The organism is Ursidibacter maritimus (assembly GCF_009761395.1).
In the GTDB taxonomy this organism is placed as follows: domain Bacteria; phylum Pseudomonadota; class Gammaproteobacteria; order Enterobacterales; family Pasteurellaceae; genus Ursidibacter; species Ursidibacter maritimus.
In genome coordinates, this window is the sequence record NZ_LEKN01000013.1 from 444808 (window position 1) to 467401 (window position 22594).

The following is a 22594-nucleotide window of genomic DNA, read 5'->3' on the forward strand; positions in this document are numbered from 1 at the left end:
GTTATAAAAATGATAAGCGGTCAGTTAGGCAGAAAATTTTGCAAATTTTTAGCACAATCTCACCGCTTAGATGAAAATAAATTATTGACCACTCCACGCACGCAATGCTTTATCACGAGCTTGGGCTTTTTCTTCTGCACTTGATTTGTAGTTATAATTGAACACTGCACCTTCCCAATCGCCGTAGTTTGGATTTGGTAACACAATAAATTTCTTACCAAATAACTGGCGGTTTTCAGCGACTAATGCTCGGCGATCTGCATTCGATTTTTTGTAGAAAGCATCGCCAAAATCGTTTAAGTTATCGCCAATGTAAAGTACGATTTCATAGCCTTGTTTTTCAATTTCTTCAAAACGAGGGGTTTTATTTGATTTATCTTTTTTCAAGAATAGAGTTTGCTCACTTGCCCCCTTGAAACCTAAAGTTTTCATATCATCTAAAGTTCCCGCTTTTTCGCCATCGTCTTTACGATTAGATACATAGAACATTGTACCGCCGTGGCTATTCACATAATTATTAAATTCTACTGCACCTGCAATGGCTTTGGTTTCACGCGCATTTACCCAGCGAGTCCAATCTTTACCATCAAAGGCTTTGTTATTTTTAATTTGCCAAGCGGCATAAGCGCTGTTATCCATCATTGTTTCATCTAAATCAACGACAACCGCTTTTTTCTTGCCTTTCGCAACTTTGGCTTTATCAAAAGCAACTTGTGCAGCATTAAATGCTTGATAAGCAAGCGCTTGGTATTCCCCAGATTCTTGCACCCAGTTTACCCCTAATACTGCGTGTTGTTGTAGTTTTTCTTCGCCATTTGGTTGCTGTGTTGCACAGCCTGTTAGGGCAAAAATAGAGCAGATTGCAAGAGTAGAAAGTTTGATCATAGGTTTCATTGGTTGTCTCCTTCTATGTAAAGAAATGTCAGAATCTCGGTTATTATACTGCTAAAATTTGTTAAGAACGAGTAAAGAGATTGATTTTTAGTGGATTTCTATTATCTTACCTTTCCGAAAGTTTATGCAACTTTCAGTATATCGATAACTAATATTATTCACTTGAAAGGAAACACAATGTCTTTTTTACTCAAATTTACTCAATTTGTGAGCAAAACCTTTGCCCTCTGGGTAATTGTTTTTGCCTTTATTGCCGCACAATTTCCAGAAACGTTTAAAATGTTTGTACCGTGGATTCCTTATTTACTCGGTATTGTAATGCTAGGAATGGGTTTAACCCTTACATTTAAAGACTTTGCCGAAGTAACGCGTAATCCTAAAGCGGTAATGATTGGTGTAGTTGCACAATTCGTTGTAATGCCAAGTATTGCTTTCTTACTTGTAAAATTATTCCAACTGCCGCCTGATCTTGCTATTGGCGTCATTTTAGTTGGTGCTTGCCCTGGTGGTACATCATCAAATGTAATGACCTTTTTAGCGAAAGGAAATACCGCGCTTTCTGTTGCTTGTACAACAATTTCAACCTTACTTGCTCCAGTTTTAACGCCAGCAGTGTTCTACCTATTTGCAAGCCAATGGTTAGATATTAATGCAAGTGCCATGTTTATTTCTGTGCTACAAATGGTGCTTTTACCTATTTTTATTGGCTTAGTCATTCGTGCTATTTTCAAAGAAAAAATTGAGCAGTTTAGTCAAACAATGCCATTAATTTCTGTTGTTGCGATCGTGTTAATCGTAACGGCGGTTGTGGCAGTCAGTAAAGATCGTATTATTGAGTCAGGTTTACTGATTTTTGGTGTTGTTGTGTTGCATAATGGCTTAGGTTACCTAGTTGGATATGGGGTTGCTCGCTTATTCAAACTGCCTTTAGTCGATAGCAAAGCTGTATCTATTGAAGTAGGTATGCAAAATTCTGGTTTAGGAGCAGCATTAGCCGCCATTCACTTTAAAGCGAATCCATTAATTGCCGTACCAAGTGCAGTATTTAGTTTCTGGCACAACATTTCAGGTCCAATTTTAGCGATGATTTTCAGTGCAATGAAGTCAGATAAAAATCATAAATAGATAAGCATTTAGTTAGGGGCTATGGTATTACGGAAGTGAGCAGGAAAAATTTTCCTTTATTCTTGAAAGAATGTGAATTTCGGTTTAATTTTGTGACACTTCTAAGACAGCCCCTAAAATGTATTCAACCGTATTTTTATGACAAACTTTATTCTTATTATCGGACTTTTTATTACACTTTCTTATGCCATCTATGAACAAGTGATAGTCCCTAAACGTAATGGACAAACCAAGTTAGCGATTGAGCTACAACCACAAGCAAAAATTGACTCTTGGATTTTAATTGGGCTAATAGGGTTAACCATTGCACAAGGTTTACAAACAGGTATTCAAGCGTTCACACTGTTTCTGTTAGGCATGTCGGTCATTTTGGTTGTGTATAGTAGTTTTTTACGCAAACCCAAATTATTGTTGAAAGACCGTGGTTTTTTCTTAAGTGCATTCTATATTGATTATCAACGTATTTCACAAATTAACTTAGCGGACAAGCAAAAATTAGTGATTGATTTAACCAACGGTCGCCGTTTATTTATTCCAATCAAACATTCGCAAGATGTTATAAAAGTTGTGAATTTCTTTGGAGGATACAAATAATGATTTTTAAATTAATGGGCAAGCATCAACACTATAACTGGGGGGGAGCAGATTTTATCCCTACTTGGTTGAAATTAGAGAATAACAATGGACAGCCTTATGCAGAATATTGGCTTGGTGCTCATCGTTCAGCACCTTCTTTAGTTGAATTTGAACAAAAATGGCTCCCTTTAGACCGTCTATTAGATACTGCCCCTGAATTACTCGGTGATGAAGGTCGCGCGAAATTTGGCAATGAACTGCCTTATCTTTTGAAAATTTTAGACGTTAAGTTACCGCTTTCTATTCAGCTCCATCCCACAAAATCACAGGCAGAACAAGGCTTTCTACAAGAAGAACAACAGGGAGTTCCCTTAACCGCTAGCCATCGAACCTATAAAGATCGCAACCATAAGCCTGAAATGATGATTGCATTATCGGACTTTTGGCTACTTCACGGATTTAAACCTCTTACGCAGATCATACAAGATTTGCAAAATATAGCCTCTTTAGCACCGCTTGCAGAACGTATTCAACATCAAGGTTTGCCAAAGGTTTATGCGGAGATTATGCAAGCCGATCAACCCCAGTTGGAACAGTGGCTTTTACCGATTATTGAGCAATATCGCCCTGATTATCAGCAAGGAAAATTGTCTTTAAACCAAGCAGAATACTGGGTGCTTTATACGTTAGAAGCAATGGACATTCCATTGACAAAACTGGATGCAGGGCTGCTTTGTTTCTATCTATTTAATATCGTCCATCTTGAAAAAGGCGAAGGAATCTATCAAGGTGCAGGCTTACCCCACGCCTATTTACGCGGACAAAATATTGAGTTAATGGCAGCATCTGATAATGTTATTCGTGGTGGATTAACACCTAAATACGTTGATATTCCTGCATTATTAAACATTATTGATTATAGTGAAGTGGTACCGAAAATAATCCCTTGTTACCACCCTGAACAGCAAGAAAGCAATCTCTTTTTGTATCCTACTCCATTAGCCCAAGATTTCGCATTGCAACGTCTAGATTTTAAAGCGTTCAGTGAAGAAAGATTTACCAGCTCAAGTGCGAGTATTTTACTAGTGATGGAGGGTAGCCTATATTTAGATTTAGGCAATAACGCCATTCATCTAAAACAAGGCGAATCAGTCTTTATTAGTGCTAATACGCAAGTAGAAAGCATTGGCGAGCAAAATGGCTATGCGGTTGTAGCGACTTTGCCGTAAATAAGGTTTGTTGTATAAATAGAAAAAAAGCGGTCGAATTTGACCGCTTTTGGTTTAAATCTTCACTGAATTACAACAGTAATGCCGTACCCCATTTGATAATATCAAAGAAGAATTTATTTTCATTAGTTGCTACACCATCAGGATCTTTCTTGGTATCTGTTTTGATCTCTTCAACCATACCGCTTTTGTATTGTCCTTTGACTACAGCTAAGTCGTTACGAGCATTTTCTTGCAAAAGACGGCATTCATCAGCGCCTAGCTTTTCAACATTATCTGCTTTGTATTTTTTAAATTGATGTTGTGCATAACCCATTGATTTTTCATCATCTTGAATCATTTTGACGTACTGTTCACCAATAATTTTTTCAAGGGGATAAAAGAACACATATTGTGCGTGAATGTAAGCATCCTCTTTAGAGAAATGTTGTTTCTGAATACGAGTTAAATTTGGGTAGATGCATTGTTCTGCTTGACGGCTTGCATTTGCCCAACGCTGAGCATCTTGTTCAGATAAAAGATAATCTGCCCCAATAAATTGACCGGGAAATGCTTCTTCTTTGGTTTTTTGTGGATTACCGCAAGCAGTAAGGGATAAAAGTAATCCCGTTAGGAGTAATTGTTTAGTCATTATTGAATTCCTATTGCGTATTTTGTTTGAATTCTAACAAGAAGGATATTGTTAATAAAGGCGTTATACAAATAATGGATCTGTATTAGATTAGCAAGTATGTTAACCTATAAAAATGAGATTGCTTGAATTTTCGTACTATAAGTGACCGAGTGACTGCTGGTTCAGCAGCTAATATAAATCTTTGTTGTAGCTCCCTTTTTCATTTCGCAGTGCTATAATCTTCAAATTAAATTTATTATTCACTTTTTAGTTGTAGCTCCCTTTTTCATTTCGCAGTGCTATAATTGCGGTGATTGTGAGCATATCGTTGTACAGGTTGTAGCTCCCTTTTTCATTTCGCAGTGCTATAATCGTGTAAGAGATGAGGCATTTAAACAAGTTGTTGTAGCTCCCTTTTTCATTTCGCAGTGCTATAATAATATATTCCACGTATTGTTAAAGCAACCAGTTGTAGCTCCCTTTTTCATTTCGCAGTGCTATAATCCATTTCCTGCACTTAATGCACCTTCAATCGTTGTAGCTCCCTTTTTCATTTCGCAGTGCTATAATATTACAGACCACCTAGCAGACCTCGAATGAGTTGTAGCTCCCTTTTTCATTTCGCAGTGCTATAATTTCCGCTCCTCGCACTGCCGCAGTCGCTGCGTTGTAGCTCCCTTTTTCATTTCGCAGTGCTATAATTTAACGGATTAGCGAACAATACAACAGGCACGTTGTAGCTCCCTTTTTCATTTCGCAGTGCTATAATTAATTTGATTAATTTAGGAAACCAAAGCGAGTTGTAGCTCCCTTTTTCATTTCGCAGTGCTATAATGGAAAAGATAACATTACCTAAAGACAAATGGTTGTAGCTCCCTTTTTCATTTCGCAGTGCTATAATAGGGATGCTAAAAAGCCTTGAAATGTAATGGTTCAAGGCTTTTTTATTGCTGAAAAAATCGCTTTAAAACAACAAAAGTTGGTTCGAATTAACATTTTTTTCTTGCAATTTTTTCTCCCCAACAAGAATTTCCATATTGGAAAATTGCTTTTCCGTGATAGAAATACAACGAATTGAGCCTTCTTCAGGCAAATGTTCCACTAATCTTTTATGATGTTTTTCCATTGAATCACGCCCTCGAATAATTCGGGTATAAATAGAAAGTTGCAACATTTGGTAGCCATCTTTCAATAAAAACTGCCGAAATTGGTTTGCCGCTCGCATTTTGGCTTTCGTTGTGACAGGTAAATCAAATAATACAATCATACGCATAAATACATTCTCACTCATATTGATGCTCCGCAAGCGGTAGAATTTCGGGCAATTTTAGCAAATCCGCATTTCGTTGACTTAATGCAGACTGAAATGTGCTAATTGTTCGCTCAATAGCCGTTAAGGTATTCACTTTTTCTTGCTTAAATAACAGTTGATAATTCAAGACCTTAATTAAGCGTTGCTTTAAAATAGGAGATAAATTGAAAGACAACTTATCTTTATTCGCAAGATCAACTACAAGTAGATCGACCAACGGGCGAAAAGGTTCAATAAAATCATCAGCCAAATTAAAAGCATTAAGTTCACTGTGATGAAACAAGCCGATTTGGGGCAACCAACCATATAGTACTAGCCCACGAGCAACTGCTGAACGCATCACAGTATAGCCGTAATTCAATGCAATATTTACCCTATTTTCATCTTCGGTGCGTTTAAAACCTTTACCAAACAAAGTTTGAAAATAAATGACCGCACTTTGTGCTTCTAGGTTATCTTTATCGCCTGATTTTACTTGCATTGCCATTTTCAACAAGCGGGTAGATTCTGCGTAAAAGTTGCAAATACTTAATACTTTTGCTTGATTACGAATTTTCTGTTGCACAATTTTCTGCCACAGCTGTTTCTTTTGTGGCAAGCTCGTTTCTAGCTGTAATTTTAAGGTTTTGAGTTGTCGATGATATTGATTAAATGGCAACCACTGCCCACAGGGTAAAAACTGCTCATCACAAGTTAAAAAAGTAATACCATACAAACCAAAAGCAGAAAGTAGCGGAACAGTGATGACTGTCTCTCGGCTTTCCACCACAACAATAGCAATATCTTCTAAAGGTACAGTAAACTCGTTACCATCTTGCTGAATTAGCATTTGATTTTGTTTAAGTGAAAGTTTACCGCCCTGACTGATTAAAATACTCCGCCACGTCATAGATAAATCCTTAAATAAACAAATCCCCGCACTCAATAAGTGCAGGGACTGAATTAACGTACATTTTGTCGTTTAGTCGGGCGACAAGGTCGAATATTTTTTCCAAGTTCATCGACTTGGTATTTTTCAAGAGAAAGGGCGAGTTTTACACCAACACTTTGATGAATACCATTTTTTCCTTTTGATTTCTCTAGATCATGTTCTTTAATATCAATAGCCGCAGTAGCTCGATTTAGCCCATTAAAATAACCTAAAATTTCTGTTTTCTTCGTTTTAAGTTTTATCAGGTCATTCGAATACATAGAAAATAAAAATTGTGAACTTTCGTCCATTAATTCCCATTCATCTTCAGGTGTATTTGCGACAACCGCTCTATCAGGCAAAATTCCTTTTGCCACTTGCCAAGTATAAATCGGTACTAGGAAATATTTTCCGCCTTTAGTAAAGACATCAACTCGAACCATTGAAGCATTATCTGCCACACCATTACCATCTCGCACTAATACGCCTGATTTTTGTGTTTGTTCCACTCGAATGGCTTTTACTAATGTGCCACCTTTTTTATAGAATGGTTCAGCGAAGGCTTTCATAGGGTCGTTACCAAATTGCTCTAAACGTGCTTTTAAGGTCTCATACAATCCTATTTCACGCTCACGATTAACCATTCGTTCTAAATCGTTCAATTTAAGCTGTGTTAAAGGTACTTTTAATATACTTAACCCTTCACTTAAACGTTTAGCTGATTTGATGGTTTCCATATGCCCTTGCCCTGTCATTTTTCGTGTTGGCATACGAGAAACAAACAATGGTTGTACAAATTCGTGATTATATTGCGGATAATCAGGTAAACGATTTTCGAGCTCTAACTTTGGATTTTCACTAAAAATACGGATTTCGACGTTTTCTTTAAAAAATGCCCAGGGGGTTGGAAAATGCAATGGAATAATTTCCCCCGTTTCACGATCAACACGTTCACCACTAAATATATTACCTTCTTCATATTTCACAAAGCGCGTAATTTTTTGTTGCATCGCTACCGTTGAACACGTGACTACCACAGCATCTAAAGCGTGATGACGATCATTATCATCTCGTACTTTTTGTAAGCCCCAACGAGCACGCAATAAAGCTGTGATTTGCCCATTTGACGCAAATACTTTGCGCTTGCCTTTGCCTGTCAGTAACATATTGTCAGCAATAAAATTGCATAAGAAACGGGCAACATAGCGAGTATCATTTAAATTACGTTCGATAAACCCTTTGTCATCTAATTTATGGCTTAAAATACGTTGCTTTTTGGTATAGGAGAAACCGCTAGTTTGTACACGAGCAACAAAATGTTGCCACTGAACACTATTATTTTTACCATCTAGCCATTCATAAGGGGTTAAATTACCTTTATTTTGGTTTTGGTTAGCAAGAACCAACACTTTATTATTAAAGCTATCGTCCCAAGTGCGAGAAAACGGCAAAGCGTGATCAACTTCTACATAGCCTTTTTCTAACAAACGATGTAATTCCAAAGGTTTGCCTGAATATAAACATTTCGCTTGTTGCAATTCATACAAACGGATTTTAAGAATATCTTTACCCTTTGGCTCGCCTACAAAATTTGGGAAATATTCTTTGAATTTTTTCACAGCATTTTCACGTTGCTTACGGTTGTCTTCCTGCTGCTTTTCTAGCTTCTTACGATCTTGATAAGATTTACCGACTTCACGCCCTGTTTCAATATGAATGCGAGCGGGTGTTCCATACAATCGAACTACAGCATTGATTACCTTACGGGCTTGTGTCAATGTGCGTAATACGACTGGGTTTCGGATTTCATCAGCAGGAATATTCGGTAACAAGCGGTGAATTTCTTCTGATTTTTTACCATAATGATCACCATAAATTGCGGAAACTGCTTCATCATAACGCTGTCCTTGCAACATCAATGGCAAAATTTGTTGTAATGCTTTAAGGGAGAGTTGAATAAATTTGTCAAAATTAAGATTTTCTAGCAATGCATTCAACATGCTTTCTGATAGTTTCCCCTCTAAATAACGACAAATATCCTCATCAGTTTTATACAGTGAAAATGCTGTACCAATTTCATCAAGCAACCCAGTATTATGTTTAAGTGTTTGCCATTCTATTTTTAAATCCGCACCTTCTAATGCTTTACGAATTTGATGATAGGCTTTCATTTCCATTAAAGTGGTTTTCGTTTCAACCGTTTTTTTATCTTCCCCCTGATACCGAACACCTTTAAAAATGGCATCATCCGATAAAGTAAGCATTGTTCTAGCTTGAGAGTAAGTTAATTTGGCTTTTTCATAAGGCTGTTCAAGTAAGGTTAAACGTTCATTATCAGTTAAAGCTCGTTCAATCCCATTTTCTAAAATGCGTAAATTATTCAATTTTGTTAGCCATACAAAACGCTCAGCAGAATAGCTATTTTTCGCCGCTTTATACTCCGTTGGTTCAAAGGTACATTTACCCAACATTTTCAAAATAGCTTCACCTGCGAGAGCAGGCTTTTGCCACATCAATAAAGCGGTCAAATTGTCTAATAATTTTGCAGAGGTGTTAAGGTTGCCTAGTTCAGATTGGCGAGTGAACAATAATTCCATCTCCGCCAACAAATCTAAACGGCTAAATGTATGTGTATAAGCACCTCGTTGATTGCGAATATGTCCATCTTCTACTTGAAATTTATTAACCGCAATTTCTGCAGGTGTACGATATTTCGAGTCTTTTAGAATTTGATGGTTAGTTGCTACACCCGAAAGCAATGCACCGAGTTCTTTATTCTCACTTTTGCTTTCATTTTTTCGTTGCGATAAATAACCACGATGTTTTAATAAATGTAACAATACTGCAGCCCATTCTTGGCGTTCAAGCTTTTGATCTAACCCTTTAACTCGTAATTGCCAAACATCATTCGGTAGTTGCTCATCTATTGAAAGTAAAAGATTTTCTGCTTTTAATAAACGTTTCGCTTTTTTAATTCGTTGTGCACGACGTTTCACTAGTCGGCGAGAAGAGCGAGCTAAACGACGAGCTAATGCTAAACTTTCGCCGGTTTTAGGGACTTCAGCTCTCTCAAAAGTACGAACACCCACATCAATTAGACGTTGTGGATTTTCTTGTTCATCAATTTCCACAACTGCCCAACCAACAGAAGCAATACCCAAGTCAAGACCTAAAACATAATTTAATAATGAAGTTTTCATAATGTTTCTCCTATCATTTAGCCTTTGAGCAAATTTTAGCAATTTTTATAATAAAAAGAATATTGACGATAAAAAAATGAGAGATTAAAATTTACAGCGTTGTAATAGCACTGCGAAATGAAAAACGTTGTTACAATAAGAGATGAATTTCTCGCAACGCTCTGCCCCTTGGAACTTTGGTTTCAAGGGGCATCGTTTTTTCATTCTTAATCTATTGGGTAATGGACAAAATGGCTACTAAAAAATGTGTAGTCTATTGCTAGAATACCTTAACGCACTTTTTAGAAACTATTTCTCTAGTATGCTTTTTCTATATGCATATTAGATCAAACCTCTAGCCAGAGGTCTAGAGGTTTGTTAGTAATGTGAGACCGTATAAGCGGTCTTTTTTATGCAAAATTTTACAAATTATAATACGTTCACGCAGTTTAAATCTTCGAAAGATTGCTCTAAACGTTTAGACATAGATTCTTCCATTTTACGTAACCATACGCGTGGATCGTAGTATTTTTTGTTTGGTGCATCAGGGCCTGTTGGGTTACCTAATTGACCTTGTAAATATGCTTCGTTTGCTTTGTAGAATTGTAAAATACCATCCCAAGATGCCCATTGAGTATCTGTGTCAATATTCATTTTGATCGCACCATAGCTGATTGCTTCACGGATTTCTTCACGACTTGAACCTGAGCCACCGTGGAATACGAAGTTGATTGATTTGGCAGGAAGGTTACGCTCTTTAGAAACGAATTCTTGTGATGCACCTAAGATTGAAGGTTTTAATTTTACATTACCTGGTTTATAAACACCGTGTACGTTACCGAATGCTGCAGCAATAGTGAAACGAGGGCTAACTGGGTTTAATGAATCGTACACGAATAATACGTCTTCAGGTTGGGTGTATAAGCGAGACTCATCAACATCGCTGTTATCCACACCATCTTCTTCACCACCTGTAATACCGATTTCGATCTCAAGCGTCATACCTAATTTGCTCATACGTTCTAGGTATTTTTTACAGATTTCCATATTTTCTTCCATCGGCTCTTCAGAAAGGTCAATCATATGTGAAGAGAATAATGGTTTACCTGTTTCTGCAAAGAATTTTTCACCTGCATCCAACATTCCATCAATCCAAGGTAATAAATTTTTTGCTGCGTGGTCAGTGTGAAGAATAACTGGAACACCATATTCTTTCGCTAATTCGTGAACGTGTTTTGCACCTGCAATAGCACCCAAAACATCGGCACGAACACCGCTTGCTGGTTTGATACCTTTACCTGCGTAGAATTGTGAACCACCATTTGAGAACTGTACGATCACTGGAGCTTTAACGCGAGCTGCTGTTTCTAAGACTGCGTTTACTGAGTCTGTACCCACACAGTTTACTGCAGGAATTGCGAAATTATGTTCTTTTGCAAATGCAAAAACTTTTTGTACATCATCACCAGTTACTACGCCTGGTTTTACAATATCTAATAATTTAGCCATTTTGGAGTCCTTATATATTTAAAAAATCAAAGGTTAAAAATAGGGCGTATATGATACGCCCCTTGAGCAATTAGTCATTTGCACGTTTTTCTAAAATTTCAACTGCTGGTAATATTTTGCCTTCCACAAATTCTAAGAATGCACCGCCACCTGTTGAAATGTAAGAAATTTTGTCTGCGATACCAAATAGGTCAATGGCTGCTAATGTATCACCACCACCCGCAATTGAGAATGCTCCATTAGCGGTTGCTTCTGCGATTGCATTTGCAACAATTTCAGTCCCTTTACGGAAGTTCGGGAATTCAAATACGCCAACTGGACCATTCCAAAGAATCGTTTTCGCATTACGAATAATTTCTGCTAATTCTTCCGCAGATTTATCGCCAATATCAAAGATTGATTCACCTTCAGCAACTTCATTTACTGATTTGTGAGTTGCTGGTGCCACTTCTGAAAATTCTGTTCCTACACGCACATCAACAGGTACTGGAATGCTTGTTGTTTTTGATAAACGTTGAGCTTCAGGAATTAAATCTACTTCACATAATGAGTTGCCTACATTATGACCTTCAGCAGCAATAAAGGTATTGGCAATACCACCACCAACGATTAACTGGTCAGCAATTTTAGAAAGAGAGTCTAAAACGGTTAATTTGGTTGATACTTTTGAACCACCCACAATCGCTAACATTGGGCGTTGCGGTTCTTTTAATGCTTTACCTAACGCGTCTAATTCTGCTGCTAATAATGGGCCTGCACACGCAACTGGCGCATATTCAGCTACACCATAAGTTGAGCCTTCTGCACGGTGAGCCGTACCAAATGCATCCATTACAAATACATCACAAAGTGCCGCATATTTTTTCGCTAGCTCAGGATCGTTTTTCTTTTCACCTTTGTTAATACGTACGTTTTCAAGCACAACGATTTCATTTTCACTGACTTCTACGCCATCCAAATAATCACGTACTAAACGAACTGGTACATCAAGTGCTTCATTTAAATAATCAACCACAGGTTGTAGAGAGTTTGCTTCTTCAAAAACGCCTTCAGTTGGACGACCTAAGTGAGAAGTCACCATCACTTTTGCCCCTTTTTGTAAAGCAAGTTTAAGTGTTGGAATAGTCGCACGAATACGAGCATCTGACGTTACTTTGCCATCTTTTACTGGTACATTAAGGTCAGCACGAATAAAAAGACGTTTACCTGCAAGGTCAAGATCTGCCATTTTTTTTACAGACATAGTGATTTCCTCTTTTGATTTTAAAAATTAAAAACGGATTGATTATATCAGTTTCCCATTTATTTGGGCGAATATAGATCAAATTATTCTGCAATTTTCTCTGTTTTTTCAGCCTTTTATCAGAATTCTAGAATATGCCATATCGAATATTATCACATTGTTTTTTTATTTGTTTTGGGCTTAAATTACTGTAATAAGGAAAATTAAGTGTGAAATTGAAGGCTAATTAATAAAGCGCTTAAAAAGGCCTCCTTTCAGAAATTCATTCCCCAAAATGCTCAGGTAAATTTTTTAGCATTTCAGCCCAAATCACAGTACTACTTTGTCTATTACGAGCCATACACTCTACTGCTTGTTCGTATTCACCTGTTTGGCAAGCTTGCTTAAGAGACTGATAGAAATTAAAGGTTAATTGACGAGATTGTGCTTCTGAAAAAAAGAGTGTCGCAACTTGATAGTAGAGATCTTTAAAACTATTTAGAATTAGCCCATAAACTGGTTTATTCGCCACAAAAGTAAAGCTACGGTATAGGTTATAATCGAATTCCGCATAAGCTTTTGGATTATCTACGAGTTCATCTAATCCTTCGAATAGTGTTAATGATTTTTTTGTATCTAAACGAATTGCTTCAGGAATATAGTATTCTGCCATTCGAGTTCGTAGAGAAACAACATTGGCAATAATCATTGGAATAGTAGAGCGATCAAGCTTAATCAAAGTTTCAATAATATTTGGGCCTGCAGTTTCCCACACGTTATTGACTCGAGTAGGTTTACCATGCTGAATACTTAGCCAACCATCTCTAGCTAGGCGTTGTAACACTTCTCGTAACGTTGTTCTGGTTACGCCAATAATATCAGCTAATTCTCGTTCTGCTGGCAAATCTGATCCCGCAGGGAAGCGGTTATTCCAAATACTTTTAACAATATACTCTTCTGCGAGAGCTGCTGGGCTTTGAGCCTTTAAAATTTCAGATTTATCCATTGATGCGTATTCCAAATTGGGAAAATGAAGAAGAACTCCACTCTTAAGATTAAAATTTGCGACTTAGTTATCAAAAATCAAAATTACTAAAACTAAATCATAACATTCTCTATTATCGTTCAATCTAAAGTATATTACAATTCATCTGTTTTGATTACCTTTCGAGAAGAAAATCTTATGAAGAATTTAGACGCTTTTTTCAAAAATTTTTTAGGCAATTCGCCAGAATGGTACAAAATTGCTATTTTGGCATTTTTAATCATTAATCCACTGATTTATTTCTTTATCAGTGAATTTATCGCAGGATGGGTACTGGTTGCGGAATTTATTTTTACACTCGCAATGGCATTAAAGTGCTATCCACTCCAACCTGGTGGTTTACTTGCTATCGAAGCTGTTGCAATTGGAATGACAAGCCCACACCATATCAAACACGAAATTGTGGCAAATTTTGATGTTATTCTGCTACTGATGTTTATGGTGGCAGGTATCTACTTTATGAAACAACTTCTTTTGTATGCATTTACTAAATTGATCATTGCAATCCATTCTAAGAAAATACTTTCCCTATCATTCTGTTTAAGTGCTGCATTTCTATCCGCATTTTTAGATGCACTAACGGTTATTGCGGTAATTATTAGTGTTGGGGTAGGCTTTTATGGGGTTTATCATAAAGTAGCCTCTGGTAATAGCTTTGAAGATTCAACAGATATTACCAATGACGACAAGATTGCGAACAATAAAGCAATTTTAGAGCAATTTCGCGGTTTTTTACGTAGTTTACTGATGCACGCGGGGGTGGGGAGTGCTCTAGGTGGTGTAATGACAATGGTGGGTGAACCGCAAAATTTAATTATTGCAGCACAGGCAGAGTGGGGATTCGGTGAGTTTTTCCTACGAGTCTCACCCATCAGCATAACTGTATTACTCTGCGGCATAGCCACTTGTTACCTTGTAGAAAAATACAAAGTATTTGGATATGGAGACCGCTTACCACGCAAAGTTTGGGTTGTTTTAGCACATTACAATATCCAAAAAGAGCGAAAAATGACAAAACAAGATCGCTTAAAACTAGCCGTTCAAGCAGTAGCAGGCGTATGGTTAATTATCGGCTTAGCATTGCATCTTGCGGATGTCGGACTTATCGGCTTGACGATTATTATTATCTGCACTGCATTTTGTGGAATCAATGACGAACACGCACTTGGAAAATCATTTCAAGAATCTCTCCCATTTACTGCGTTATTAGTTGTATTCTTCTCTGTTGTCGCTGTAATTGTCGATCTAAAATTATTTGACCCTATCATTCAGCTAGTTCTTGCGGCAGAAAAAGATTCGCAACTCGCCCTGTTTTATGTCTTCAATGGGTTGCTTTCAAGCATATCAGACAACGTGTTTGTGGGGACTGTTTATATCAATGAAGCCAAATCAGCACTTATGTCTGGTGCAATTGAACGTTCACAATTTGATTTAATTGCTGTGGCGATCAACACAGGTACAAACTTACCTTCTGTTGCAACACCCAATGGACAAGCCGCCTTTTTATTCCTATTAACGTCATCATTTGCTCCGTTAATTCGTTTATCTTATGGTAGAATGGTCTATATGGCACTGCCTTATACCATTGTGTTATCTGTGGTTGGTTTCATTTCAATGGAATTTTTACTCCAACCATTTACAGAACTACTACTAGAATGGGGTTGGATTGTAACCCGTTAAATAGGAACCGCTATGTTCAATTACTTAAAAGAGCTTTCATTCACAAGAGGGGCTTGGTTGCTCCTAACAACAAGCTGTGTTGCATTAGAAGCAACTGCTCTATATTTCCAACATGGAATGGGTCTGAACCCTTGTGTAATGTGTATTTATGAACGTCTGGCATTACTCGCTATTTTAGTGGCGGGAATGATAGGTTTTTTAGCACCTAGATTTATACTTACACGTTGGATTGCTCTTTTACTTGGTTCATACGGTGCAGTCAAAGGGTTAACTCTTGCAATTAAACATACTGATTATCAACTTAACCCTGCACCTTGGAACCAATGCTCGCCTTTTGTTGAATTTCCTGAAACCTTACCATTAAATGTTTGGTTCCCATCTATCTTCGAGGCATCTGGTAATTGCGGAAAAATTGTATGGCAATTTTGGGGGCTGAGTATGCCACAATGGTTAATTGCTATTTTTGCAGTTTACACTGTGCTATTTGCTTGCCTTGTATTAAGCCAGTTTAAACGCTCTTCAGGAATGAGAGAACGTAATTTATTTTCTTAATTTCAAGGATTTAGGTGTGCTAAATAGTTGCTATATTCTATCCATCACACCTAAATTCAATTAACTAAATAATTTACCTAATACCGCTTTCGCACCTTGTTGTAGTAAGGCACCAGTATCTAAATTTTTGAGATCTAATTCTCCATTTGGACTAAGAGAATCAACAATCTTAGGCAAGTACTCAGATAATAAATTAGGTGCTTCTTGCTGTGCTACTCCGACTTCTTCGGCAGCAGAATCAATATTCTTTTGACCAAAAACATCAAGAATCTGTGAAGCTGAAATAGGTTGGTTTTCTTCTGTACTAATCCACGACTTCACTAATTGCTCTAATCCACCTTGTTGGAATTTTTCAATTAAGCCTTGTATTCCACCTTGTGATTGTAATAATGCTTGAATCAGTTGTAATGCTTTGGTTTGACCTTCTCCGCCACCTAATACAGATGATGCAACAGATCCTAAAATGTTTCCTAACATAAATGCTCCTAAAAATTACAAAAATAAGCGGTGAGTTTCCAATCAACATTTGCAAATGTTTATGCTGTTCTCACCGCTTGGGTTGATATTACTGCTCAGATAAAATCTGGCGTACTCGTTCTAGATCTTCAGCGGTATCTACCCCGACCTGTGGGGCTTTTTTAGCAAGATCAAGATGAATTTTTTCTCCGTACCACAGTGCTCGAAGCTGTTCTAGTGATTCTAATTGTTCAAGCTGAGTCGGCTGCCAAGCAACATATTGTTTTATAAATCCAGCTCGATAAGCATAGATGCCAATATGGCGTAGGTAGTTTTGTTGTTGAACAAATTGGTCATTACAATCAGCAAAATCATCTCGAGCAAAAGGTATTGGTGCTCGAGAAAAATAGAGTGCCATTCCTTGTTTATCTGTCAATGTTTTAACCACATTTGGATTAAATAATTCTTCTTTTGTCGTGAGTTTAACAGCAAGAGTTGCCATATTAACTTGGTGCTGATCAAGATTATTCGCGACTTGAGAAACAATCACTGGGGGAATTAACGGTTCATCGCCTTGAATATTGACAATAATTTCGCTATCAGGGATTGCCATTTTCTCAATAACTTCCGCTAAACGTTCCGTTCCTGAATTATGTTTATCCGATGTTAAGCAAATTTCACCACCAAAATTAGTAACCACTTGTTCAATTTCAGGATGATCTGTTGCCACGATAATACGCTCAGCCCCCGATAATTGAGCTTTTTCCCAAACGTGTTGGATCATCGGTTTACCGGCAATATCCAATAGGGGTTTACGGGGTAAGCGGGTGGACGCATAGCGTGCTGGAATGATGACAGTAAAAGCCATTTTAAGCTCCTAAATTTTAGCTAAATCGAAACGAGATAAGTCAATAAAATTTGGTGTACCGTAGAACTGACAAAGTGCTTGACGTAGCTGTTCTGCTCGTAATGGTAAACCTTTTTCCGCATAGGTTTGCACCTGTTGATAAACCGCTTGCTTAAATGCACTATTATCGCCTGCATTGCCTGTTAAATTATCTGCACTGGCGAAATAACGAAAGTTAGCCGCAGTCGCTAAAATCCATTCAATCGCTTGCGGTTTAACTTCAACTTGTTCAAACTCTCTTTGGCGTTCTGCAGAACGTCCATCAGGTTCATACCAATATCCAAAATCTTCTAATTTTCGGCGTTCTTTGCCCGCAACGAGCCAATGAGCTATTTCGTGTAAAGCACTGCTATAAAAGCCGTGAGCAAATAAAATAACATTATAAGGACGCTCACTTGGGGTATTATCTTCATCAATAAATTCAGGCAGATAAATAGGATAATCACTCCCACGTTCTAGTCGAGTATTATAACTTTGGCTAAAGCAACTATCGAAAATAGCGATCAAATCTTCGTATTTATGTTCGTTTTGGTTCATTTTAGATCGTATAAGTTATTTTAAATAGTGAACAAAGCCAGAAATATCTTCAGTTTGGCTAGCAAGGGTAATTTCGCCTTCTTCGGGAGATCCGATCATCAATAAGGCAACAATTTTATCCGCATCTTGACAATGTAATGCTTGACGCAATGCAGATCCATTTACCCATTTATTGGTAATCCAACAGGTTTCAAAACCTAAAGTATTAGCGGCTAATTGAATGGCATAGGTTGCACAACCCGCGGTAACAATCTGCTCCCAAGCGGGTACTTTCGGTAAATCTTTGGTAACTTTTGCTACCACAGCAATAATCATCGGGGCTTGTGAACTGATTTTTTTAGCTTTTTTAGATCCGTCTTCGCCTAAATCAAATTCCTCTGCTGCAGCGTTGAGATAATCTCTAAAGGTGACTAATTGTTGTTGTTCAATAACAAAAAATTGATAAGGCTTGAGATGTCCGTGATCTGGCACACGAAGTGCGGCTTTGAAGATGATATCTAATTGTGCTTTATTTGGTGCTTTTGTGCCAAATTTTTTGCTAGAACGGCGAAGTTGTAATAGATCTAACGTCTTCACTAAGTATTCCTTGCTTGATTTATTAGGTAAAAATTTATGTGGGAGAATAGCACATTCTGTTAAATTCCGCCCATTTTTATGGTACTTTATACGGCAAATTTCCCTATTTCATCCATATTATGTTATCAGTGTTAAAAAGTCTTTATCGCGTTTTCCGAATCTTTCGGGAATTTGTTATTAGTCTCTTTTTTATTTTATTCGTACTAATCTGTTTTGCAATTGTCAGTTTGATACAAAGCGATACAGAATCGAATAATCAGTTACCCTTTGATAAAGGGGCATTGATGCTGAATTTAGATGGCTATTTAGCAGATAACCACGATGAGTTTGGTGATTTTCATCGTTTCTTACAATCTGAGTTAGGTGGAGAAAGTGAGCCTGTCAAAATTTCAACTTTTGATGTTGTCAGAGCGATAAGAAAAGCAGCACAAGACGAGCGTGTAACAGGGTTAGTATTAGATTTAAAATACTTTGAAGGTGGTGATCTCTCGTCATTACAATTTGTGGGCAAACAACTCAATGAATTCAAAGCAACAAATAAACCTATCGTTGCTGTTGGAGAGCATTATTCACAGCAACAATACTATTTAGCCAGCTTTGCGGACAAAATTTACCTCAATAAAGTCGGGTTTGTGGACCTACACGGGCTAAATTACTCTAATCTCTACTTCAAAACGTTATTTGAGAAAATTGAAGCTGTTCCGCATATTTTCCGAGTAGGAACTTATAAATCTGCCGTAGAACCCTTTTTGCGTGATGATATGTCGCCAGAAGCACGTCAAAATGCAAGCTTATGGATCAATCAATTATGGCAACAGTTCAGTCTACAAATTGCTCAAAATCTTGCGATTGATGCAAAATCCGTAGTACCAGATCCAAAAGTGTATATTGAACAGTTTAAGCAAGCTAAAGGTGATGATGCACAATATGCCTTAAACCGCAAATTAGTTACCGAATTAGTGACTACTCAACAACTCAACCAGATTTTAATTGATATCTTTGGTGAAGATAGCGAAAAAGGTTACCGCCATATTGATTTCTTTGACTATGCAGCATCATTAACGGATCGTTTCGATGTTACAGGCGAGAATAAAATTGCAGTTGTCAATGTAGAAGGGGAAATTACTTGGGGAGAGAGCGACGAAAACTCTGCGGGAAGCGATACTATCGTAAAATTACTCCAACAAGCCCAAGATGATGACACAATTAAAGGTGTTATTTTACGCATCAATAGTCCAGGTGGCAGTGCAATGGCATCGGAACTGATTCGCCAGCAAACCGAAGCCTTACAGCAAGCAGGTAAGCCAGTTATTGCCTCAATGGGTGGAATGGCAGCTTCAGGGGGATACTGGATTGCTGCAACGAGCGATAAAATCATTGCTAGTCCAAGTACTTTAACTGGTTCTATTGGTATTTTTGGTTTAGCCGTTACCTTTGAAAAAACCGCTAAGAAATTAGGGATCAATGAAGATGGCGTATCCACCTCACCACTAGCAAGCCAATCGACATTAAAATCGCTACCGAAAGAGCAAAGTGAAGTCATCCAAATCAGTATTGAAAATGGTTATGATCGCTTCTTAGATCTGGTTAGTCGTGGGCGTAAAATGGATAAAACTGCCGTCGATAACGTCGCTCAAGGGCAAGTGTGGTTAGGCTCAACTGCCTTTAAAAAGGGCTTAGTAGATCAACTAGGCGATTTCGATGATGCTTATGCAATAACAGCTGAAATCATTAACCAAAAACGCCAAAGTGAAGGCAAACCTGCGATTGAAAAGTTTGAAACTCAATGGCTAATCGAACAAGAATATGATTTACTTAGCCAAGTAATGCGAGATTTCAAAATGCAAAGTAAAGTATATATTGCTCGTTGGTTAAACTTGCCTTTTAGTGAGCAACTCTCACGCTCTAAAGATGTCCTAGAAAAATTGAACGACCCAAAACAAACTTATTTATACTGTTTGAACTGCGGTAGCGTTAAATAGTGAAAAGATAAGCGGTTAGATTATCAGCATATTTTGCAAAAATTTGTCATAATCCTACCGCTTGCTTATTAGCTAAACTCTTGAAATTTACGCTTCTTACATTATGAAGATTGCAAAACAAGTTATATCTCTTTAAACTTCCGACTAATTTTTTATTTTAAATAAGCAAATAATACGAGTACGTAAAATGACCGAAACGACCGACATGCTCTCTTTAGGGCAACAACTAAAAAATGCACGAGAAGCATTAGATCTTTCCATTGAAGATATTGCGAGTAAAACGAATTTAAAGAAAAATCATATCGAAGCGTTAGAAAATGATATTTTCATTCTACAAAATGTTCCGCCAACATTCGTACGTGGTTATGTGCGCAATTACGTACGTTTTTTACGTTTACCAGAAGAACTCGTGAATAGTGTCAATTATGGCGAAGTGACCATCCCAAATGAAGTAAAACGCCCAGTTTCCAATATTCCTGTGCATAATCAAAAATCTCAACTTCGTTGGGTGAAAACATTGACGTGGTTAATTCTACTTTGTGCAGTTGGAATGACTCTCGCATGGTGGTGGCAAGAACATCAGAAAGAGAAAATGAGTAGCGATGAGCTTGTGAGTAACAATATTTCAGTAATGCAAGCAGCACCAACCACTGAAACACCTTCTGTTGCAACAGTATCACCAACAGTTGAAGCACAATCAGAACCATCTTCAAGTAGTGTTACTATCCAGCCTGCTGATGCAATACCGACAGAAACGGCTACTACAACAGATGACACAACCAAAGCGGTAACTTCTAGCGAAAATAATGCAACATCAACAGAAAACACACAAGTTCCAGTCAATATCTTGCAACAAAATGTCTCTGAACAAGGTGCTGTGGTAGAACCAGTAAAAACGGAAGAAACTCCAGCTGAACAAACTCAGTCAATAGGCAATGATGAATTACGTATTGAGATTACCAACGCACAAAGTTGGATTACAGTGCGAGACGGCAAACGCAAACGTTTAGCCGAAAAATTATATAACAGTGGTGAGGTTCTCACATTTAATGGTAATGAGCAATATAGCTTAACCGTTGGAGCCCCAGGTAATGTAAAAATCTATTACAAAGGGCAGGAAGTACCACTGAAAGTTGATGGGCGTGTTGCTCGTTTTAAATTACCTTTAGCGAAGTAAAAATGTTAAAAGAACCACCAATTAAGCGTCGTCAATCGACCAAAATTTATGTCGGGAATGTGCCTGTGGGGGGCGATGCACCGATAGCTGTACAATCAATGACCAATACTCGCACAACAGATGTGGAAGCAACTGTGGCACAGATTAAAGCCTTAGAGCGTGTTGGAGCAGATATTGTACGAGTTTCTGTACCAACAATGGATGCGGCAGAAGCCTTTAAAGTGATTAAACAACAAGTCAATGTGCCACTCGTTGCAGATATTCATTTTGATTATCGTATTGCACTCAAAGTTGCCGAATATGGCGTAGATTGCTTGCGAATCAATCCAGGCAATATCGGTAAAGAGGAACGTATTCGTGCGGTTGTCGATTGTGCTAGAGATAAAAATATTCCTATTCGTATTGGTGTAAATGCAGGTTCTCTTGAAAAAGATATTCAAGAAAAATTTGGCGAGCCAACACCAGAAGCACTATTGGAATCTGCACTTCGCCACGTTGAGATATTAGATCGTCTGAACTTTGAACAATTTAAAGTAAGCGTAAAAGCATCTGATGTCTTTTTAGCGGTCGAATCTTACCGCTTGCTTGCTAAAGCGATTAAACAGCCAATCCATTTAGGCATTACCGAAGCGGGTGGAGCAAGAGCGGGGGCGGTAAAATCCGCCATTGGATTAGGATTGTTATTATCCGAAGGCATCGGAGATACATTACGAGTTTCACTCGCGGCCGATCCCGTAGAAGAAATTAAAGTTGGCTTTGATATTCTAAAATCATTACGTATTCGTTCTCGTGGCATCAACTTTATTGCCTGCCCGACTTGCTCTCGTCAAGAGTTTGATGTAATCGGTACTGTCAATGCGTTAGAACAGCGTTTAGAAGATATTATTACGCCGATGGACGTATCCATTATCGGTTGTGTAGTAAACGGCCCTGGCGAAGCATTGGTGTCTGACTTAGGCGTTACAGGCAGTAATAAAATGAGTGGCTATTATCTTGATGGTGTTCGTCAAAAAGAACGTTTTGATAATGAGAAATTGATTGATCAACTCGAAGCAAAAATTCGTGCAAGAGTGGCAGAACAACATAATCGTATTGAAATAAGCCAAATTTAAA

At 37.8% G+C, this 22594-nt stretch carries 20 protein-coding genes, 1 pseudogene and 1 CRISPR repeat array; of the genes and pseudogenes, 9 read left to right on the top strand and 12 right to left on the bottom strand.

The genetic code is table 11. From position 1 onward, the window contains the following. Window positions 1-81: 81 nt before the first annotated feature. Window positions 82-894, bottom strand: coding sequence for a 5'-nucleotidase, lipoprotein e(P4) family (locus A1D26_RS05140; protein WP_157402997.1), 813 nt, complete (start codon window positions 892-894; stop codon window positions 82-84). Window positions 895-1071: 177 nt separating this feature from the next. On the opposite strand from A1D26_RS05140, the gene A1D26_RS05145 reads away from it, so the two are divergent. From A1D26_RS05145 to manA, 4 genes and pseudogenes are all read left to right on the top strand, one after another. After that, on the top strand, window positions 1072-2019 hold the full coding sequence (locus tag A1D26_RS05145) for a bile acid:sodium symporter family protein (RefSeq protein ID WP_157402998.1): 948 nt from the start codon (window positions 1072-1074) through the stop codon (window positions 2017-2019). 2 nt (window positions 2020-2021) lie between these two features. Further along, window positions 2022-2216 (top strand): annotated as a pseudogene (locus A1D26_RS09755) (hypothetical protein); the annotation flags it as partial. Then, window positions 2158-2613 carry a DUF986 family protein gene (locus tag A1D26_RS05150; RefSeq protein ID WP_157402999.1) on the top strand — a complete coding sequence of 152 codons (456 nt, stop codon included), beginning with the start codon at window positions 2158-2160 and terminating at the stop codon, window positions 2611-2613. The pseudogene A1D26_RS09755 and the gene A1D26_RS05150, both read left to right, overlap by 59 nt. Next, entirely contained in the window at window positions 2613-3824 is a 1212-nt protein-coding gene (manA, locus tag A1D26_RS05155; protein ID WP_157403000.1) for a mannose-6-phosphate isomerase, class I, read from the top strand. Before A1D26_RS05150 ends, manA begins: the two co-directional genes overlap by 1 nt. Window positions 3825-3894: 70 nt before the next feature. Here manA and A1D26_RS05160 read toward each other — a convergent pair whose 3' ends face one another. The 7 genes from A1D26_RS05160 to fadR form a co-directional block, all read right to left on the bottom strand. Further along, complete coding sequence (locus A1D26_RS05160) at window positions 3895-4455, bottom strand: DUF5358 domain-containing protein (RefSeq protein WP_157403001.1); 561 nt, start codon at window positions 4453-4455, stop codon at window positions 3895-3897. Window positions 4456-4641: 186 nt separating this feature from the next. Beyond that, window positions 4642-5338: a CRISPR direct-repeat array (repeat unit 36 nt; unit sequence GTTGTAGCTCCCTTTTTCATTTCGCAGTGCTATAAT). Between the two features lie 63 nt (window positions 5339-5401). After that, complete coding sequence (gene cas2, locus A1D26_RS05165; RefSeq protein WP_157403002.1) at window positions 5402-5728, bottom strand: CRISPR-associated endonuclease Cas2; 327 nt, start codon at window positions 5726-5728, stop codon at window positions 5402-5404. Beyond that, complete coding sequence (gene cas1 / locus A1D26_RS05170) at window positions 5721-6638, bottom strand: type II CRISPR-associated endonuclease Cas1 (RefSeq protein WP_157403003.1); 918 nt, start codon at window positions 6636-6638, stop codon at window positions 5721-5723. The genes cas2 and cas1 overlap by 8 nt, the downstream gene beginning before the upstream one ends. Before the next feature lie 53 nt (window positions 6639-6691). After that, a complete protein-coding gene (gene cas9 / locus A1D26_RS05175) occupies window positions 6692-9859 on the bottom strand; it encodes a type II CRISPR RNA-guided endonuclease Cas9 (RefSeq protein WP_157403004.1) in 3168 nt (1055 codons plus the stop codon). A 408-nt stretch (window positions 9860-10267) separates the two neighbouring features. Further along, window positions 10268-11347 (bottom strand): class II fructose-bisphosphate aldolase, encoded by a 1080-nt coding sequence (gene fbaA / locus A1D26_RS05180; RefSeq protein ID WP_157403005.1) that lies wholly within the window; start codon window positions 11345-11347, stop codon window positions 10268-10270. Between the two features lie 70 nt (window positions 11348-11417). Beyond that, on the bottom strand, window positions 11418-12590 hold the full coding sequence (locus tag A1D26_RS05185) for a phosphoglycerate kinase (RefSeq protein ID WP_157403006.1): 1173 nt from the start codon (window positions 12588-12590) through the stop codon (window positions 11418-11420). Window positions 12591-12852: 262 nt separating this feature from the next. Then, window positions 12853-13575: a fatty acid metabolism transcriptional regulator FadR gene (gene fadR / locus A1D26_RS05190; RefSeq protein WP_157403007.1), complete on the bottom strand. Its 723-nt coding sequence runs from the start codon at window positions 13573-13575 to the stop codon at window positions 12853-12855. Between the two features lie 177 nt (window positions 13576-13752). On the opposite strand from fadR, the gene nhaB reads away from it, so the two are divergent. Then, window positions 13753-15294: a sodium/proton antiporter NhaB gene (gene nhaB / locus A1D26_RS05195; RefSeq protein WP_157403008.1), complete on the top strand. Its 1542-nt coding sequence runs from the start codon at window positions 13753-13755 to the stop codon at window positions 15292-15294. A gap of 12 nt (window positions 15295-15306) precedes the next feature. Then, window positions 15307-15846 (top strand): disulfide bond formation protein DsbB, encoded by a 540-nt coding sequence (gene dsbB, locus A1D26_RS05200; RefSeq protein ID WP_157403009.1) that lies wholly within the window; start codon window positions 15307-15309, stop codon window positions 15844-15846. Between the two features lie 60 nt (window positions 15847-15906). Here dsbB and A1D26_RS05205 read toward each other — a convergent pair whose 3' ends face one another. The 4 genes from A1D26_RS05205 to A1D26_RS05220 all read right to left on the bottom strand — a co-directional run bounded on the left by A1D26_RS05205 (window position 15907) and on the right by A1D26_RS05220 (window position 18322). Then, a complete protein-coding gene (locus A1D26_RS05205) occupies window positions 15907-16323 on the bottom strand; it encodes a YidB family protein (protein WP_157403010.1) in 417 nt (138 codons plus the stop codon). An 88-nt stretch (window positions 16324-16411) separates the two neighbouring features. Continuing rightward, entirely contained in the window at window positions 16412-17170 is a 759-nt protein-coding gene (gene kdsB, locus A1D26_RS05210) for a 3-deoxy-manno-octulosonate cytidylyltransferase (protein ID WP_157403011.1), read from the bottom strand. 9 nt (window positions 17171-17179) lie between these two features. Continuing rightward, entirely contained in the window at window positions 17180-17746 is a 567-nt protein-coding gene (locus tag A1D26_RS05215) for an elongation factor P hydroxylase (protein WP_157403012.1), read from the bottom strand. A gap of 15 nt (window positions 17747-17761) precedes the next feature. After that, window positions 17762-18322, bottom strand: a complete 561-nt coding sequence (locus A1D26_RS05220) for a nitroreductase family protein (RefSeq protein WP_157403013.1) — start codon at window positions 18320-18322, stop codon at window positions 17762-17764. Window positions 18323-18441: 119 nt separating this feature from the next. On the opposite strand from A1D26_RS05220, the gene sppA reads away from it, so the two are divergent. The 3 genes from sppA to ispG all read left to right on the top strand — a co-directional run bounded on the left by sppA (window position 18442) and on the right by ispG (window position 22593). Then, the gene (gene sppA / locus A1D26_RS05225) at window positions 18442-20304 is read left to right on the top strand and encodes a signal peptide peptidase SppA (RefSeq protein WP_157403014.1); all 1863 of its coding nucleotides are present in this window, start codon (window positions 18442-18444) and stop codon (window positions 20302-20304) included. Window positions 20305-20491: 187 nt separating this feature from the next. Next, complete coding sequence (locus A1D26_RS05230; RefSeq protein ID WP_157403015.1) at window positions 20492-21481, top strand: RodZ domain-containing protein; 990 nt, start codon at window positions 20492-20494, stop codon at window positions 21479-21481. Window positions 21482-21483: 2 nt separating this feature from the next. Next, entirely contained in the window at window positions 21484-22593 is a 1110-nt protein-coding gene (gene ispG / locus A1D26_RS05235) for a flavodoxin-dependent (E)-4-hydroxy-3-methylbut-2-enyl-diphosphate synthase (protein ID WP_157403016.1), read from the top strand. Window position 22594: the final 1 nt, after the last annotated feature.

Bases quoted from the DNA above. Each gene is read 5' to 3' on its own strand.
- cas2 (WP_157403002.1), bottom strand. From the start codon at position 5,728: ATGAGTGAGAATGTATTTATGCGTATGATTGTATTATTTGATTTACCT.
- A1D26_RS05185 (WP_157403006.1), bottom strand. From the start codon at position 12,590: ATGTCTGTAAAAAAAATGGCAGATCTTGACCTTGCAGGTAAACGTCTT.
- A1D26_RS05145 (WP_157402998.1), top strand. From the start codon at position 1,072: ATGTCTTTTTTACTCAAATTTACTCAATTTGTGAGCAAAACCTTTGCC.
- nhaB (WP_157403008.1), top strand. From the start codon at position 13,753: ATGAAGAATTTAGACGCTTTTTTCAAAAATTTTTTAGGCAATTCGCCA.
- A1D26_RS05230 (WP_157403015.1), top strand. From the start codon at position 20,492: ATGACCGAAACGACCGACATGCTCTCTTTAGGGCAACAACTAAAAAAT.
- A1D26_RS05215 (WP_157403012.1), bottom strand. From the start codon at position 17,746: ATGAACCAAAACGAACATAAATACGAAGATTTGATCGCTATTTTCGAT.
- dsbB (WP_157403009.1), top strand. From the start codon at position 15,307: ATGTTCAATTACTTAAAAGAGCTTTCATTCACAAGAGGGGCTTGGTTG.
- A1D26_RS05205 (WP_157403010.1), bottom strand. From the start codon at position 16,323: ATGTTAGGAAACATTTTAGGATCTGTTGCATCATCTGTATTAGGTGGC.
- manA (WP_157403000.1), top strand. From the start codon at position 2,613: ATGATTTTTAAATTAATGGGCAAGCATCAACACTATAACTGGGGGGGA.
- cas1 (WP_157403003.1), bottom strand. From the start codon at position 6,638: ATGACGTGGCGGAGTATTTTAATCAGTCAGGGCGGTAAACTTTCACTT.
- kdsB (WP_157403011.1), bottom strand. From the start codon at position 17,170: ATGGCTTTTACTGTCATCATTCCAGCACGCTATGCGTCCACCCGCTTA.
- cas9 (WP_157403004.1), bottom strand. From the start codon at position 9,859: ATGAAAACTTCATTATTAAATTATGTTTTAGGTCTTGACTTGGGTATT.
- ispG (WP_157403016.1), top strand. From the start codon at position 21,484: ATGTTAAAAGAACCACCAATTAAGCGTCGTCAATCGACCAAAATTTAT.
- A1D26_RS05150 (WP_157402999.1), top strand. From the start codon at position 2,158: ATGACAAACTTTATTCTTATTATCGGACTTTTTATTACACTTTCTTAT.
- A1D26_RS05160 (WP_157403001.1), bottom strand. From the start codon at position 4,455: ATGACTAAACAATTACTCCTAACGGGATTACTTTTATCCCTTACTGCT.
- A1D26_RS05140 (WP_157402997.1), bottom strand. From the start codon at position 894: ATGAAACCTATGATCAAACTTTCTACTCTTGCAATCTGCTCTATTTTT.
- fbaA (WP_157403005.1), bottom strand. From the start codon at position 11,347: ATGGCTAAATTATTAGATATTGTAAAACCAGGCGTAGTAACTGGTGAT.
- sppA (WP_157403014.1), top strand. From the start codon at position 18,442: ATGTTATCAGTGTTAAAAAGTCTTTATCGCGTTTTCCGAATCTTTCGG.
- fadR (WP_157403007.1), bottom strand. From the start codon at position 13,575: ATGGATAAATCTGAAATTTTAAAGGCTCAAAGCCCAGCAGCTCTCGCA.